Source organism: Nocardiopsis moroccensis, assembly GCF_055763695.1.
The window spans coordinates 2,589,546-2,604,770 of sequence record NZ_CP199747.1 but is presented as its reverse complement, the minus strand read 5'-3'; the positions used below and the strand labels follow the sequence as shown (position 1 = coordinate 2,604,770).

Below are 15,225 nucleotides of genomic sequence, written 5' to 3'. Positions count from 1 at the left end.
CTGTTCGCCTATAGTGGTGGTGTCCTGGCGCCTGAGCGCCATGGGCACCACCACTTCTGCGTGGTGGAAGAAACCGTCATGGGCGATCGTTAGTCTTGTCGGGTGGGGAGGAACGTCGTCCTCCCCGTCCCTTCAGCGGCCCGGTTCCGGGGCCGCCGCGGCCCCGGGGGGCCGGCGACCGCCGTACCGCGAATCCGCACACGGGTCAGCCGACGTCACGCGACGTGGTCCACGTCCTGTGCTTCAGAGCCGAAGGATGTCTCACTCGATGGTCGAACAACTCGTGGTCCGTGGAGCACGGGAGCACAACCTCAAGGACGTGTCCCTGGACCTGCCGCGCGACTCCATGATCGTGTTCACCGGCCTGTCCGGTTCGGGCAAGTCGTCGCTCGCCTTCGACACGATCTTCGCCGAGGGGCAGCGCCGCTACGTCGAGTCCCTGTCGGCGTACGCCCGCCAGTTCCTCGGGCAGATGGACAAACCCGAGGTCGACTTCATCGAGGGGCTCTCGCCCGCGGTGTCCATCGACCAGAAGTCGACCAGCCGCAACCCCAGGTCCACGGTCGGCACCATCACCGAGGTCTACGACTACCTGCGCCTGCTCTGGGCCCGCGTGGGCGTTCCGCACTGTCCGGAGTGCCGCCGCGAGATCGCCCGGCAGACGCCGCAGCAGATCGTCGACCGGGTCATGGAGATGACCGAGGGCACCCGCTTCCAGGTGCTCGCGCCCGTCGTGCGCGGCCGTAAGGGGGAGTACGTCGAACTCTTCAAGGACCTGCAGTCCAAGGGCTACACCCGCGCCGTGGTCGACGGTCGGGCGGTCCGGTTGGACGAGGCGCCCAAGCTCGGCCGCTACGACAAGCACGACATCGCCGTGGTCGTCGACCGGCTCAGCGTCAAGCCCGGCTCCCACGGGCGGCTCACCGACTCGGTCGAGACCGCGCTCAAGCTTGCCGGCGGCACCATCGTCCTGGACTTCGTGGACCTGGCAGCCGACGACCCCGAGCGCGAGAAGGTCTTCTCCGAGCACCTGTACTGCCCCTACGACGACCTCTCCTTCGAACAGCTCGAACCGCGCTCCTTCTCCTTCAACGCCCCCTACGGCGCCTGCGACGACTGCTCGGGTCTGGGCACCCGGATGGAGGTCGACGCCGAACTGCTGGTCCCCGACCCCGAGAGGACCCTGGCCGAGGGTGCCATCGCTCCCTGGTCGAGCGGGCCCAACGGTGGCTACTGGGAACGCATCCTCAAGGCCCTGGGCGAGGCCGTGGGCTTCGACACCGACACCCCCTGGGAGCGGCTGCCGCGCCGCGCGCGCAAGGCGATCCTGGAGGGGCACGACACCCAGGTCCACGTCAGTTACCGCAACCGGTACGGGCGCAGCCGTTCCTACTACACCGAGTTCGAGGGTGTGGTGCCCTGGGTCAAGCGCCGCCACTCCGAGGTGGAGAGCGACCACACCCGGGAGCGGCTCGAGGGCTACATGCGCTCGGTGCCCTGCCCGACCTGTGACGGCACCCGCCTCAAGCCGGTCGTGCTCGCGGTGACGGTGGGCGGCAAGTCCATCGCCGAGGTGGCCTCGATGGCGCTCAGCGAGAGCGCGGCCTTCCTGGCCGACCTCCGGCTCTCCGACCGCGACATGGTCATCGCCGCGCAGGTGCTCAAGGAGATCAACGCCCGACTCGGTTTCCTGCTCGACGTCGGGCTCGACTACCTCAGCCTGGCCCGGTCCTCCGGTTCGCTCTCCGGCGGCGAGGCCCAGCGCATCCGGTTGGCCACCCAGATCGGCTCCGGGCTGGTGGGTGTCCTGTACGTCCTGGACGAGCCCTCCATCGGCCTGCACCAGCGCGACAACGCCCGGCTCCTGGAGACCCTCCAGCGGCTGCGCGACATCGGCAACATGCTCATCGTGGTCGAGCACGACGAGGACACCATCCGCGCCGCCGACTGGGTCGTGGACATCGGCCCCGGCGCCGGTGAACACGGCGGACACGTCGTGGTCTCGGGCATCGTCGACGAGCTGCTCACCTCGACCGACTCGCTGACCGGTGACTACCTCGCCGGGCGCCGGGTCATCGAACTGCCCTCGGTACGGCGGCCGCTGACCCGGGGTCACGAGCTCGTGGTCCGGGGCGCGCGGGAGAACAACCTCCACGGCATCGACGTGTCCTTCCCGCTGGGTGTGTTCACCGCGGTCACCGGTGTGTCCGGCTCGGGGAAGTCCACGCTGGTCAACGAGATCCTGTACAAGGCCCTGGCCAAGGAGCTCAACGGCGCGCGCAGCGTGCCCGGCCGCCACCTGAGGGTCAACGGCATGAACAAGGTCGACAAGGTGGTGCACGTCGACCAGAGCCCGATCGGCCGTACTCCGCGCTCCAACCCGGCGACCTACTCCGGTGTCTTCGACCACGTGCGCAAGCTGTTCGCGCAGACCACCGACGCCAAGACGCGCGGCTACCAGCCGGGCCGGTTCTCCTTCAACGTCAAGGGCGGCCGCTGCGAGGCCTGCTCCGGTGACGGCACGCTCCGCATCGAGATGCAGTTCCTGCCCGACGTGTACGTGCCCTGCGAGGTCTGCCACGGGGCCCGGTACAACCGGGAGACCCTCCAGGTGAAGTACAAGGGCAAGAACATCTCCGAGGTGCTCGACATGCCCATCTCGGAGGCCCTGGAGTTCTTCGAGCCGGTCAACGCGATCCGCCGCCACCTGCAGACCCTGGCCGACGTGGGGCTGGGGTACGTGCGGCTGGGGCAGCCCGCCACCACGCTGTCGGGTGGTGAGGCCCAGCGGGTCAAGCTCGCCGCCGAGCTCCAGCGCCGCTCCACCGGTCGGACCGTGTACGTGCTGGACGAGCCCACCACCGGTCTGCACTTCGAGGACATCCGCAAGCTGCTGGGCGTTCTCAACCGGCTGACCGACACCGGGAACACGGTGATCGTCATCGAGCACAACCTCGACGTGATCAAGACGGCCGACCACGTCATCGACATGGGCCCCGAGGGTGGGTCCGGCGGCGGCACGCTCGTGGCCGAGGGCACCCCCGAGGAGGTCGCCGCGGTCGCCGAGTCCTACACCGGGCAGTTCCTGGCCAAGCTGCTCTGACCGGGGCCCGGAGCCGGGTCCCCCACTGGTCGGGGACCTTCCGCCCGCGGGGGGCGGATGGAAGACTGTGACGCATGATCGGACGACTACGCGCCATCGCCATCGACTGCCCTGACACCGGTGCCCTCGCCGACTTCTACTCCGAGCTCCTGGGCCTGCCCGTCACCAGACGGGATCCCGACTGGGCGCAGATCGGCGACGGGACGTCCCCGGCCATCGACTTCCAGCAGGCCGAGGACCACCGCCCCCCCGGCCTGGCCGGACCCTGAGCGGCCCCAGCAGATGCACTTCGACATCGGGGTCCAGGACATCGAGGCGGCCCAGGAGCGGGTCCTGGCCCTGGGCGCCCGGCTGCTGGCCGTGTACGAGGAGGACCCCGACAACCTGTACCGGGTCTACGCCGACCCCGCCGGCCATCCGTTCTGTCTGGAGTTCACCCGCTGACCGCCGGACCCACCCCGGTACGGGGCACCCGGCCTGGCCTACTACATTGTGTAGTGGAATTCAGGCGCAGGTGAGGAGCGTTCGGTCGTGGCCGGAAAGAGGACATGCGGGTGCGGGGTGAGCAGGCGGCGTCTGCTCGGTTCGGCGGGGGCGGCGGCCGCCGTGTCCGCCGTGAGCGCCTGCGGAGAGCCTCCCAGCCCGCAGGAGGTCCGGCGCGGGCACGTGGTCGGCCAGACCACGGACGTGCCGGAGGGCGGCGGGGCGGTGTTCAGCCACAGCAAGCTGGTGGTGACCCAGCCCGAGGAGGGCGAGTACAGGGCCTTCAGCGCGGCCTGCACCCACGGCGGCTGCACGGTTCAGGAGGTCGAGGACGAGGTGATCCGCTGCCTGTGCCACGGCAGTGAGTTCGACATGGCCTCGGGGGAGCCGCTGGCCGGACCGGCCAAGGAACCCCTGGAGTCCTTCACCGTCACGGTCGACGGAACCGACATCATCCTCGACTGAGCACACGTCCGGGAGACGACGGAACCCCGCCGAGGACTTCTCGGCGGGGCTCCGTCGTCTGTGGTCCGGCCGGGCTCAGACCTCTTCCGGGTTGCCCGCCTGGGCGGACCCGTTGGTGCTGTCGTGGGCCGTGCCCGGGGCGGCGGCCCGGCGGAACGCCGAGGTGGGGAACTGTGCGGCGTAGTCGGAATCGTCGTTCCCGGCACCGGTGACGAACTCGGTGCGGCTGCGCGGCAGCGACTCCGGGTAGTTGGTGGCCAGCCAGGTGATGAGGTGCTCGCGGATCTCGCAGGCGATGTTCCACTGGTCGCCGGTGTCTGCGGCGGTGGCGACCACGCGGACCTGGATCTCACCGGTTCCGCTGATGTCCACGACCTGGCAGGACCAGCTGCGGCCGTCCCAGTGCTTGCTGCCGGTGATCAGGTGCCCGGCTTCCTCGCGGAGCTCGCTGATGGGCACCTCCCAGTCCAGGGGGAGCACCACCTTGGCGGTGATGTTGGTACCCGACTTCGTCCAGTTCTCGAAACTGGTCGTGGTGAAGTTGACGACCGGTACGACCAGGCGGCGCTCGTCCCAGATCTTGATGGTGACGTTGACCAGGCTCAGTTCCTCGACCCGGCCCCACTCGCCCTCGACCACGACCACGTCGCCGATGCGCAGGGCGTCGCTGAAGGCCAGCTGGAGCCCGGCGAACAGGTTGCTCAGGGTCGACTGGGCGGCCACACCGGCGACGATACCGATCACACCGGCGGAGGCCAGGAGTCCGGCACCCAGAGCGCGCACGGAGTCGAAGGTGAAGAGGATGGAGGCGATCGCCAGGACCACGATGACGGAGGTGATCACCCGGCGCAGCAGGCGGACCTGGGTCTGCAACCGGCGGGCGCGGCGGTCGGCGTCACCGTTCTTGGCCGACAGGCGCTGCAGAACCATGTCGGTGGCCGCGTAGGCCAGGCTGATGCCCAGGGCCGTCAGCGTGCCGATCATCAGGATCTGCATCGCGTGCTGGATGATCTGGTAGGTGCTCCAGCCCACCTCCCCGCGGTCGGGCAGGGCCAGGTTGGCGCCCACGACCGCGGCCGCGGTGTAGGCGGTCACGGCCGAGCGCGAGGCCACGTAGCGCGCGTTCGGCCAGATCTTTCCCAGCTTGTGGTTGAGCAGCCAGTGCACCACGAAGACCAGGGTCATGGAGACCGCGACGGCGATGCCGATCGCGATCCAGTGCGTGATGCTCACGGCGCGGAGCCCCCTTGTCGTCTATTTCGGGAAGTTGCGGCGGTACCCGCCCAACCTAGACTATGCAGATATCCAATCGTGACGTTTGCTTGAACAATTATTCGGTAGTGAGCTGCCCCACCGGCGGACGTGAGCCGTACAGGTGGCCGTCCGTCCTTCGGACCCACCAGAATGGGGTCATGGCTGCGACTCCTCACCTGCGCCCCGCGCCCGGATCGATCCCGACCGAACCGGGTGTCTACCGGTTCCGGGACGCCTCCGACCGGGTCATCTACGTGGGCAAGGCCAAGAACCTGCGAGCGAGGCTGTCCTCCTACTTCCGGGACTTCGCCGGACTGCACCCCCGCACCCAGCAGATGGTCTCCACCGCCGCCGACGTGGACTGGACGATCGTCGGCACCGAGGTCGAGGCGCTCCAGCTGGAGTACTCGTGGATCAAGCAGTACAACCCGCGGTTCAACGTCAAGTACCGCGACGACAAGAGCTACCCCTACCTCGCGGTGACCCTCCAAGAGGAGTTCCCGCGGGTGCAGGTGATGCGCGGCGCCAAACGGAAGGGCGTGCGCTACTTCGGCCCGTACTCGCACGCCTGGGCCATCCGCGAGACCGTCGACCTGCTGTTGCGGGTCTTCCCGGTGCGCACCTGCTCGGCCGGGGTCTTCCGGGGGGCGCGCAACAGCGGCCGCCCCTGCCTGCTCGGCTACATCGGCAAGTGCGTGGCGCCGTGCGTGGGCAAGGCCACGCCGCAGGAGCACCGCGCCCTGGCGGAGGACTTCTGCTCCTTCCTGGCCGGGGACACCGGGCGCTTCATCCGGGAGCTGGAGAACCGGATGAGCGAGGCGGCCCAGGAGATGGAGTACGAGCGGGCCGCGCGGATCCGTGACGACATCGAGGCGCTGCGCGCCGCCCTGGAGAAGCAGGCCGTGGTCCTGCCCGACTCCACCGACTGCGACGTCATCGCGATGTCCGAGGACCCCCTGGAGGCGGCGGTCCAGATCTTCCACGTGCGCGGCGGCCGGATCCGCGGCCAACGCGGCTACGTGGTGGACAAGGTCACCGACGCCGACTCCGGTGAGCTCATGCAGACCTTCCTGCGCCAGATCTACGGCGCCCTGGACGGTGAGGAGGAGACCGCGGGCACCGGTACCTCCGTGCCGCGCGAGGTCCTGGTCTCCCACGAGCCGACCGACCGCGAGGCCGTCGCCGCCTGGCTGTCCGAGCACCGCGGGTCGGCGGTGGACCTGCGGGTGCCCCAGCGGGGCGACAAGAAGTCCCTGATGGAGACCGTCGACAGGAACGCTCGTGAGGCGCTGGCCCGGCACAAGACCCACCGCGCCGGAGACCTGAGCACCCGCAGCCGCGCCCTCAACGAGATCCAGGAGGCGCTGGAGCTGCCCGAGGCGCCGCTGCGCATCGAGTGCTTCGACATCTCCAACCTCCAGGGCGAGCACGTCGTCGCCTCGATGGTGGTCTTCGAGGACGGCCTGGCCCGCAAGTCCGAGTACCGGCGCTTCTCGGTCCGCGGCAGCGGCGCCGGGGGAGCCGAGCAGCATGACGTCGCCGCCATGTACGAGGTGGTCAAACGGCGTTTCCGCCGCTATCTGGAGGAGAGTTCGCGCTCCGGCGAGGTGGCGCGGATGGGCGGCGGGCCGACCGGCCCCGGGCCCGAACCCGAACCCGGGTCCGCATCCGAGGTCGAGTCCGCACCCGGCAAGTTCGCCTACCCGCCTAACCTGGTGGTGGTGGACGGTGCCCGGCCCCAGGCCGAGGCGGCCCGGCGTGCGCTGCAGGAGCTCGGGATCGAGGACGTGGCGGTATGCGGCCTGGCCAAGCGCCTGGAGGAGGTGTGGCTGCCCGAGGACGAGGACCCGGTGATCCTCCCGCGTGCCGGTGAAGGCCTCTACCTGCTCCAGCGGGTGCGCGACGAGGCCCACCGTTTCGCCATCCAGTACCACCGGCAGAAACGGGCCAAGGCGCTCACCGGCAGCAGCCTGGACGAGCTGCCCGGGCTCGGCCCGACGCGCAGGACGGCGCTGATCAAGGAGTTCGGTTCGGTGAGACGACTGGCCTCGGCGAGCGCCGAGGAGATCGCCGCGGTGCCCGGGATCGGCCCCAAGATGGCCGAGGCCGTGCACGCGCACCTGTCCGGTGGCCCCGGTCGGCAGGGTGGGGACGACGACGGGGCGACGGCAAGGCAGAGCACAGACGGGGGAGGAGACACATGACGGTCGAACTGGGCGGGGAGCTACCGCCCGAGGTGGTCATCGTCACCGGTATGTCCGGTGCGGGTCGCAGCACGGCGGCCAGGGCCCTGGAGGACCTGGACTGGTTCGTGGTGGACAACCTGCCACCGGGCCTGCTGCCGACGATGATCGAGCTTGCGGGTCGCACCCACGGTGCGGTCCCCCGGGTCGCGGTGGTGGTGGACGTGCGTTCGCTCGCCTTCACCGAGGACCTGCTGTCCACGGTCGAGGAGCTGCGCAAGCGCGACATCACCGCGCGGGTCCTCTACCTGGAGGCCTCCGACGAGGCCCTGGTCCGCAGGTTCGAGAGCGTCCGCCGTCCGCACCCCCTCCAGGGGGACGGCAGGGTGACCGACGGTATCTCCCGTGAACGCGAGACCCTGTTCGCGGTCCGCGGCGAGGCCGACCTGGTCATCGACACCTCCCAGCTCAACGTGCACCAGCTCAAGGCCCGGGTGATCGGGTTCTTCGGGGAGAGCGACGAGGCGCGCCCCCGCGCCAACGTGGTCTCCTTCGGTTTCAAGCACGGGCTGCCGGTCGACGCCGACCTGGTCCTGGACTGCCGTTTCCTCCCCAACCCGCACTGGGTGCCCGAGCTCAGGCCGATGAGTGGCCGCGACGAGCCGGTCCGTGACTACGTGCTCTCCCAGGACGGCGCGAAGGAGATGCTGGAGGCGTACTCGGAGGTCCTGAAGCTGACCACCGCCGGCTACGAGCGCGAGGGCAAGCACTACATGACCCTGGCGATCGGCTGTACCGGCGGAAGGCACCGCAGCGTGGCGATGGCCGAACAGTTCGCCGAGCGCCTGCGCGGACAGGGCGTGGACGTGAACGTCGTCCACCGGGACGTGGAAAGGGAATAGTCCGGAGACGGCCCGCCGGCGAACCGAATCGCCAAGAGCGGCGTCTTCCCTTACATTGGCCCGGTCATTATTGGTGCCGGTCCGGAGGGGGCAGGCCACAGGCATGTCGAAGAGCACCGCGTCGGACGGGGACGACCTCGGGCGTCCGCCCCGGGTGGTGGCGCTGGGGGGCGGGCACGGCCTGTACGCCTCGCTGTCGGCGCTGCGCAGGGTGACCACGGACGTCACCGCGATCGTGACGGTCGCTGACGACGGGGGGTCCAGCGGTCGGCTGCGGGAGGAACTGGGCGTGTTGCCGCCCGGTGACCTGAGGATGGCCCTGGCAGCGCTGTGCGGGGACGACGAGTGGGGGCACACCTGGAGCCAGGTGCTCCAGCACCGGTTCCGCTCCGAGGGCGACCTGCACGGCCACGCGGTGGGCAACCTGCTGATCGTCGCGCTCTGGGAACTCCTGGGCGACTCGGTGGCCGGGCTGGACTGGGTGGGTCAGCTCCTGGGCGCCCACGGCAGAGTGCTGCCGATGTCGTCGGTGCCGTTGGAGATCTCCGCGGAGGTGTCGGGGATCGACCCGGCCCGGCCCGAGGAGCTCACCACGGTGCGCGGCCAGGTGGCCTGCGCGAGCACCAGCGGCCGGGTGCGTTCGGTCTCGTTGCTCCCGGGGGACCCTCCGGCCAGCCCGCAGGCGGTCAAGGCGGTGCGTGAGGCCGACTGGGTGGTGTTCGGCCCCGGTTCCTGGTTCACCAGTGTGCTGCCGCACCTGCTGGTACCCGAACTCGCGCACGCCCTGGTCACCACCCGGGCCAAACGGCTGGTCGCCCTGAACCTGTCGCCCCAGCGGGGGGAGACCGACGGTTTCCGGCCCGAGACCTACCTGGAGGTGCTGCGCGAGCACGCGCCCAAGCTGGGGGTGGACGTGGTGCTGGCCGACTCCGGCACCGTGGAGGACGTCACTCCGCTCATGTCGGTCGTGGCTGAGCTGGGCGGCCGTCTGGAGCTGGCCGAGCTGAGCCGTGACGACGGCACGCCCCGGCACGACTCCGACCGGCTCGCCACCGCCCTGGAGCGGATCCTGGGGACCGAGGGCCGCTGAGGGGCCGGGGGCCGTCGTTTCCGTCCCGGTGGTTTCCTCGTGGCCCGCGTCCGGGAAGGGTGGCCCCATGGACGCTCACCGTATCCACCTGGAACGTGTCTACGACGAGGTGCGCGCGCAGGAGCACCCCGGGCAGGAGGAGGTCCCGCCCGGGAGCCGGTTCCTCGTGGACCGCCTCTGGCCCCGCGGCGTGCGCAAGAGCGCGGTTGCGGAGGGCCGGTGGATCAGGGACGCCGCGCCCAGTTCCGAACTGCGCACCTGGTTCGGGCACGACCCGAGCCGCTTCGCGGAGTTCGCCGAGCGCTACCGCGCCGAGCTGGAGGAGCACCCCGAGGTGCTCGCCCCGATTCTCTCGGCGGCGCGTTCGGGGCCGGTGACCCTGTTGTACGCGGCCAAGGACACCGAGCACAACCACGCGGTCGTGCTCCGGAACCATCTGGAGTCCCTTCTGGCTTCCTCCGGCCCCGGGAGCAATTGACCGCACAACGCCACGAAGACCGACACGCCGCCTGTGAGCAGGGAAGGGGGATCGGCAACACGCCGTGCGGGGGTCGGCGTGAGAGCCCGCGTCACGTAGTCTGCACCGAGAAAGCCGCCCGTGGCCCGGCCCCGTGGCGGCTCCCCCGGCACCGGGTGTGTGGTGTCGGAGTTCTGCCAGTTCAAGGGGAGGATCGCAGCGATGGCGATGACCGGCGTGGTGAAGGACGAGTTGAGCCGTCTGGCGATTCTCAAGCCATGCTGCCGCAAGGCGGAGGTGTCCACCATCCTGCGTTTCACCGGAGGACTCCACCTGGTGGGCGGTCGGATCGTGATCGAGGCGGAGCTCGACACGGGGGCCGCCGCCCGTCGGCTGCGCAAGGACATCTCGGAGGTCTTCGGGCACGAGTCCGAAGTGGTGGTGCTCTCCCCGAGCGGGCTGCGCAAGGGCAACCGGTACGTGGTGCGGGTGATCAAGGACGGGGAGTCCCTGGCCCGCCAGACCGGTCTGGTGGACAACAACGGGCGTCCGGTGCGCGGCCTTCCCCGGCACGTCGTCGCGGGAGGCGCCTGCGACTCCGAGTCCGCCTGGCGCGGTGCCTTCATCGCGCACGGCTCCCTGACCGAACCGGGCCGTTCGATGTCGTTGGAGGTCACCTGCCCGGGCCCCGAGGCGGCGCTGGCGCTGGTCGGCGCCGCCCGTCGGCTGAAGGTGCACGCCAAGGCGCGCGAGGTGCGCGGAGTGGACCGGGTGGTGGTGCGCGACGGTGACTCGATCGGTGCGCTGCTGACCCTGCTGGGCGCCCACCAGAGCGTTCTGACCTGGGAGGAGCGCCGGATGCGCCGGGAGGTGCGGGCCACCGCGAACCGGCTCGCCAACTTCGACGACGCCAACCTGCGCCGCAGCGCCCGCGCCGCGGTCGCCGCGGGTGCGCGGGTGGAGCGGGCCCTGGAGATCCTGGGCGAGGACGCCCCCAAGCACCTGGTGGCCGCCGGCCAGCTGCGACTGGCACACAAGCAGGCGTCCCTGGAGGAACTGGGCCAGCTGTCGGTTCCGCCGTTGACCAAGGACGCCATCGCCGGCCGTATCCGCAGGCTGTTGGCCATGGCCGACAAGCGGGCCAGTGATCTGGGCATCGAGGGGACAGAGGCGAACCTCACTCCGGACATGCTCGTTCCCTGACCCCGGGCGGGGGCCGAGCGGAACGGAACGCGGACGCAACACGGATGTTCGGCTTTGTTAACTGCGAAAACTCCGGGATAACTTCCGAAAATGGTATAGACCTCTTCGCTTTGCGGTGCCAGGATGGTCGCGAAACCGCGAAGGGTCGAAGAGCTGTCGAGCACGGGGTGGGAACTGCTCCCCGTCGACACTCCGCTAGGCTCTCTGTGAACACCTGTTATGCGTTCACGCTGCTCAACACCGGTGGCTCCGGCCGTACCAGTCCGGATCCCCGGAGCGGCCGGACGCCCGGGTGAAAATGATGTGCGACAAATGAGGAGATTGGTTCCGTGACCATCCGTGTAGGCGTCAACGGCTTCGGTCGGATCGGCCGCAATTTCTGGCGCGCGGTCGCCGCCGGCGGCAGCGACATCGAAATCGTCGCGGTCAACGACCTCACCGACACCAAGACGCTCGCGCACCTGCTCAAGTACGACACCGTGCTCGGCACCCTCGAGGGCAACCTCGAGGTCGGTGAGGACTTCATCCGCGTCGGCGACCAGACCATCAAGGTCCTGGCCCAGCGCGACCCCGCCCAGCTGCCCTGGGGCGAGCTGAACGTCGACGTCGTCGTCGAGTCCACCGGTATCTTCACCAAGGCCGAGGACGCCAAGAAGCACATCGCCGCCGGCGCCAAGAAGGTCATCATCTCCGCCCCGGCCAAGGGCGAGGACATCACCGTCGTGATGGGCGTCAACGACGACAAGTACGACGCCGCCAACCACGACGTCATCTCCAACGCCTCCTGCACCACCAACTGCGTGGCGCCGATGGCGAAGGTGCTGCTGGACAACTTCGGTGTCCAGCAGGGCTTCATGACCACGGTGCACGCGTACACCAACGACCAGGTCATCCTGGACCTCCCGCACAAGGACCTGCGTCGCGCCCGCGCGGCCGCGCAGAACATCATCCCGACCAGCACGGGTGCGGCCAAGGCCACGGCCCTGGTCATCCCCGAGCTCGCGGGCAAGCTGGACGGCATGGCCATGCGCGTCCCGGTCCCGGACGGCTCCGCCACCGACCTGGTCGTCACCCTGGACCGCGAGGTCACCAAGGACGAGGTCAACGCGGCGTTCAAGGCCGCGGCCGAGGGCCCGCTCAAGGACGTCCTGGTCTACACCGAGGACCCGATCGTCTCCTCCGACATCGTCGGCACCGCGCCCTCCTGCACCCTGGACGCCGGGATGACCATGGTCTCCGGCAACCAGGTCAAGATCCTGGGCTGGTACGACAACGAGTGGGGCTACTCCAACCGCCTGGTCGACCTGGCCAAGCTGGTCGGCTCCAACCTGTAGCCGGTCCACCGACCCCATGGTCGCGAACGCGTGACCCGGCACCCCCTCCGCCTGCGCGCGGTGGGGGTGCCGTCACGTGCGCACCCCTCCCGGCCCGCCGCCCGGGACCCCCAGACCCCAACACCCCAACGAGGAGACCAGCATGCGGACGATCGAGGACCTCGACGTCTCCGGAAAGCGCGTGTTCGTCCGGGCCGACCTGAACGTGCCCGTGGACGGCGACCGCATCACCGACGACGGTCGCATCCGCGCGGCCCTGCCCACCATCACCAAGCTCCGTGAGCGCGGCGCCCGCGTCATCGTCGCCGCGCACCTGGGCCGTCCCAAGGGCGCACCCGACCCCCGGTACTCCCTGCGCCCCGTCGCCGCCCGCCTGGGCGAGCTGCTCGGCACCGAGGTCGCCTTCGCCGCCGACACCGCCGGAGAGGCCGCCCGCGCCACCTCCGCGGCCCTGGCCGACGGGGAGGTCGCGCTGCTGGAGAACGTGCGCTTCGAGCCCGGCGAGACCAGCAAGGACGACGCCGAGCGCGGCGAGCTCGCCGACCGCTTCGCCCAGCTCGCCGACCTGTACGTGGGCGACGCCTTCGGTGCGGTGCACCGCAGGCACGCCAGCGTCTACGACCTGCCCGGCAGGCTTCCGCACGCCGTCGGCGGCCTGGTCCTGACCGAGGTCGAGGTCCTGCGCAAGCTCACCGCCGACCCCCAGCGCCCCTACGCCGTGGTCCTCGGCGGTTCGAAGGTCTCCGACAAGCTCGGTGTCATCGACAACCTCCTCGGCACCGCCGACCGCCTGCTCATCGGCGGCGGCATGGTGTTCACCTTCCTCAAGGCCCAGGGCTACGAGGTCGGCTCCAGCCTCCTGGAGGCCGACCAGCTCGACACCGTCCGCGGCTACCTGGAGCGCGCCGAGCGTGAGGGCGTGGAGATCGTCCTGCCCGTGGACGTCGTGGCCGCCGAGAAGTTCGCCGCCGACGCCCCGCACGCCGAGGTCGGCGTCGACGCCATCCCGGCCGACCGCATGGGCCTGGACATCGGCCCCAGGAGCCGGGTGCTCTTCGCCGAGAAGCTGGCCGACGCCAAAACCGTGTTCTGGAACGGCCCCATGGGTGTGTTCGAGATGGAGCCCTACGCCGGCGGCACACGCGCCCTGGCCCAGGCGCTCATCGACTCCGACGCCTTCACCGTGGTCGGCGGCGGCGACTCCGCCGCGGCCGTGCGCGCCCTGGGCTTCGACGAGGCCTCCTTCGGCCACATCTCCACCGGCGGCGGAGCCAGCCTGGAGTACCTGGAGGGCAAGGACCTCCCCGGTATCGACGCCCTCGCCTAGGGGCCGTGTTCCTCCCGGGCCCTCGCACGCCCCCGGGGACACCACGTTCAGCACGCCCTCTCCGACGAAACGAAGTGAGTCAAGGATGACCAAGCGCCAGCCGCTCATCGCGGGCAACTGGAAGATGAACAACAACCACCTGGAGGCCATCGCTCTCGTCCAGAAGCTGGCCTTCGCCCTGAACGACAAGGACTACGAGGCCGCGGAGGTCGTCGTCCTGCCGCCGTTCACCGACATCCGCAGCGTGCAGACGCTGGTGGACGGGGACAAGCTGCGGATCAGGTTCGGTGCGCAGGACATCTCCGCCCACGACAAGGGCGCCTACACCGGTGAGGTCTCCGGTGCGATGCTCGCCAAGCTGGAGTGCTCCTACGTCCTGGTCGGCCACTCCGAGCGTCGCGAGTACCACGCGGAGGACGACGCCCTGGTCAACGCCAAGGTCAAGGCCGCCTACAAGAACGACATCGTCCCGCTCCTGTGCGTGGGCGAGGGCCTGGAGGTGCGCAAGGCCGGGAAGCAGGTCGAGCACGTCCTGGCCCAGCTGGACGGCGCCCTCAAGGAGGTCCCGGCCGAGCAGGCGGAGCGGATCGTCATCGCCTACGAGCCGGTGTGGGCGATCGGCACCGGTGAGGTCGCCACCCCGGAGGACGCGCAGGAGGTCTGCGCCGCGATCCGCGGGCGCCTGGCCGAGCTGTACTCCTCCGAGGTCTCCGGCGCGGTCCGCGTGCTCTACGGCGGTTCGGTCAAGGGGGACAACGCCCCCGGCATCATGGCCAAGGAGGACGTCGACGGCGCCCTGGTCGGCGGTGCCTGCCTCAAGGCCGACGAGTTCGCCAAGGTGATCCGCTTCGGTGAGAACGGCTGACCAAACGTCTTGCGAAACCCCGCCCGTCACTCTCTGATGTCCAGGTGTGACGGGCGGGGTGCCCGACAGGTGCCCTGTTCGGGCTAGACTTCGCTATGGGGATTCCCGTGCCTCGTGGTTTCCCCTCCCGTGTCGGCGACGGCACGGTAAAATCCGAAAACGTCCCCGGTCTCCTCCTTCCGCGACCCGCTCTCAGGTCGGTGCCCTCATGCCGACGCTGTCAGGGGTGGGGAAAGGGGGCCGAGGTGTCCATCCCCCCGCTGCGGGGTCGAGCTACGGGTGAGCGTGTGATCCTCGGTCTGTCCATCTTCGTGATGCTTCTCAGTGTGCTGCTGGTCCTCCTCGTGCTGATGCACAAGGGCAAGGGCGGTGGCCTGTCCGACATGTTCGGCGGTGGTGTCACGTCCTCGCTCGGCGGATCCTCCGTTGTCGAACGCAACCTCGACCGGATGACCGTCGGCATCGCGGTCACGTGGATCGTGGCGATCGTCGTTCTCGGCCTGTTGATCAACCGGGGAATGTAGCGCGCCGATCGGCCGTAGGCCCCCCGTCCAAGTCA

12 protein-coding genes and 1 pseudogene are annotated in these 15,225 nt (G+C 69.8%); 12 read left to right on the top strand and 1 reads right to left on the bottom strand.

Annotation, left to right across the window (positions count from 1 at the left end; translation table 11 throughout):
* Positions 1 to 268 precede the first annotated feature (268 nt).
* From uvrA to ACUKCB_RS11555, 3 genes and pseudogenes are all read left to right on the top strand, one after another.
* Complete coding sequence (gene uvrA / locus ACUKCB_RS11565; protein WP_473040510.1) at positions 269 to 3,103, top strand: excinuclease ABC subunit UvrA; 2,835 nt, start codon at positions 269 to 271, stop codon at positions 3,101 to 3,103.
* Positions 3,104 to 3,177: 74 nt separating this feature from the next.
* Positions 3,178 to 3,547, top strand: a pseudogene (locus ACUKCB_RS11560) (VOC family protein).
* A gap of 117 nt (positions 3,548 to 3,664) precedes the next feature.
* Positions 3,665 to 4,051 carry a Rieske (2Fe-2S) protein gene (locus ACUKCB_RS11555; protein WP_452548433.1) on the top strand — a complete coding sequence of 129 codons (387 nt, stop codon included), beginning with the start codon at positions 3,665 to 3,667 and terminating at the stop codon, positions 4,049 to 4,051.
* Positions 4,052 to 4,126: 75 nt separating this feature from the next.
* Here ACUKCB_RS11555 and ACUKCB_RS11550 read toward each other — a convergent pair whose 3' ends face one another.
* Complete coding sequence (locus ACUKCB_RS11550) at positions 4,127 to 5,284, bottom strand: mechanosensitive ion channel family protein (RefSeq protein ID WP_473040509.1); 1,158 nt, start codon at positions 5,282 to 5,284, stop codon at positions 4,127 to 4,129.
* A gap of 179 nt (positions 5,285 to 5,463) precedes the next feature.
* On the opposite strand from ACUKCB_RS11550, the gene uvrC reads away from it, so the two are divergent.
* The 9 genes from uvrC (at position 5,464) to secG (ending at position 15,190) form a co-directional block, all read left to right on the top strand.
* The gene (gene uvrC, locus ACUKCB_RS11545; protein WP_473040508.1) at positions 5,464 to 7,509 is read left to right on the top strand and encodes an excinuclease ABC subunit UvrC; all 2,046 of its coding nucleotides are present in this window, start codon (positions 5,464 to 5,466) and stop codon (positions 7,507 to 7,509) included.
* A complete protein-coding gene (gene rapZ / locus ACUKCB_RS11540) occupies positions 7,506 to 8,390 on the top strand; it encodes an RNase adapter RapZ (protein WP_473040507.1) in 885 nt (294 codons plus the stop codon). The genes uvrC and rapZ overlap by 4 nt, the downstream gene beginning before the upstream one ends.
* 103 nt (positions 8,391 to 8,493) lie before the next feature.
* Entirely contained in the window at positions 8,494 to 9,480 is a 987-nt protein-coding gene (locus ACUKCB_RS11535) for a gluconeogenesis factor YvcK family protein (RefSeq protein ID WP_473040506.1), read from the top strand.
* A 67-nt stretch (positions 9,481 to 9,547) separates the two neighbouring features.
* Entirely contained in the window at positions 9,548 to 9,958 is a 411-nt protein-coding gene (locus ACUKCB_RS11530; protein WP_473040505.1) for a DUF488 domain-containing protein, read from the top strand.
* Between the two features lie 201 nt (positions 9,959 to 10,159).
* Positions 10,160 to 11,140, top strand: a complete 981-nt coding sequence (whiA, locus tag ACUKCB_RS11525) for a DNA-binding protein WhiA (RefSeq protein ID WP_473040979.1) — start codon at positions 10,160 to 10,162, stop codon at positions 11,138 to 11,140.
* A gap of 329 nt (positions 11,141 to 11,469) precedes the next feature.
* Positions 11,470 to 12,474 (top strand): type I glyceraldehyde-3-phosphate dehydrogenase, encoded by a 1,005-nt coding sequence (gap, locus tag ACUKCB_RS11520; protein WP_473040504.1) that lies wholly within the window; start codon positions 11,470 to 11,472, stop codon positions 12,472 to 12,474.
* 142 nt (positions 12,475 to 12,616) lie between these two features.
* Entirely contained in the window at positions 12,617 to 13,801 is a 1,185-nt protein-coding gene (locus ACUKCB_RS11515) for a phosphoglycerate kinase (RefSeq protein ID WP_473040503.1), read from the top strand.
* Positions 13,802 to 13,886: 85 nt separating this feature from the next.
* A complete protein-coding gene (gene tpiA / locus ACUKCB_RS11510; protein ID WP_473040502.1) occupies positions 13,887 to 14,666 on the top strand; it encodes a triose-phosphate isomerase in 780 nt (259 codons plus the stop codon).
* A 287-nt stretch (positions 14,667 to 14,953) separates the two neighbouring features.
* Positions 14,954 to 15,190, top strand: a complete 237-nt coding sequence (secG, locus tag ACUKCB_RS11505) for a preprotein translocase subunit SecG (RefSeq protein ID WP_191271489.1) — start codon at positions 14,954 to 14,956, stop codon at positions 15,188 to 15,190.
* The last annotated feature ends 35 nt before the right edge of the window (positions 15,191 to 15,225 follow it).

Excerpts from the sequence above, each read along its gene's own strand:
- ACUKCB_RS11515 (WP_473040503.1), top strand. The coding sequence starts at position 12,617 with ATGCGGACGATCGAGGACCTCGACGTCTCCGGAAAGCGCGTGTTCGTC.
- rapZ (WP_473040507.1), top strand. The coding sequence starts at position 7,506 with ATGACGGTCGAACTGGGCGGGGAGCTACCGCCCGAGGTGGTCATCGTC.
- whiA (WP_473040979.1), top strand. The coding sequence starts at position 10,160 with ATGGCGATGACCGGCGTGGTGAAGGACGAGTTGAGCCGTCTGGCGATT.
- uvrC (WP_473040508.1), top strand. The coding sequence starts at position 5,464 with ATGGCTGCGACTCCTCACCTGCGCCCCGCGCCCGGATCGATCCCGACC.
- ACUKCB_RS11535 (WP_473040506.1), top strand. The coding sequence starts at position 8,494 with ATGTCGAAGAGCACCGCGTCGGACGGGGACGACCTCGGGCGTCCGCCC.
- ACUKCB_RS11530 (WP_473040505.1), top strand. The coding sequence starts at position 9,548 with ATGGACGCTCACCGTATCCACCTGGAACGTGTCTACGACGAGGTGCGC.
- uvrA (WP_473040510.1), top strand. The coding sequence starts at position 269 with ATGGTCGAACAACTCGTGGTCCGTGGAGCACGGGAGCACAACCTCAAG.
- tpiA (WP_473040502.1), top strand. The coding sequence starts at position 13,887 with ATGACCAAGCGCCAGCCGCTCATCGCGGGCAACTGGAAGATGAACAAC.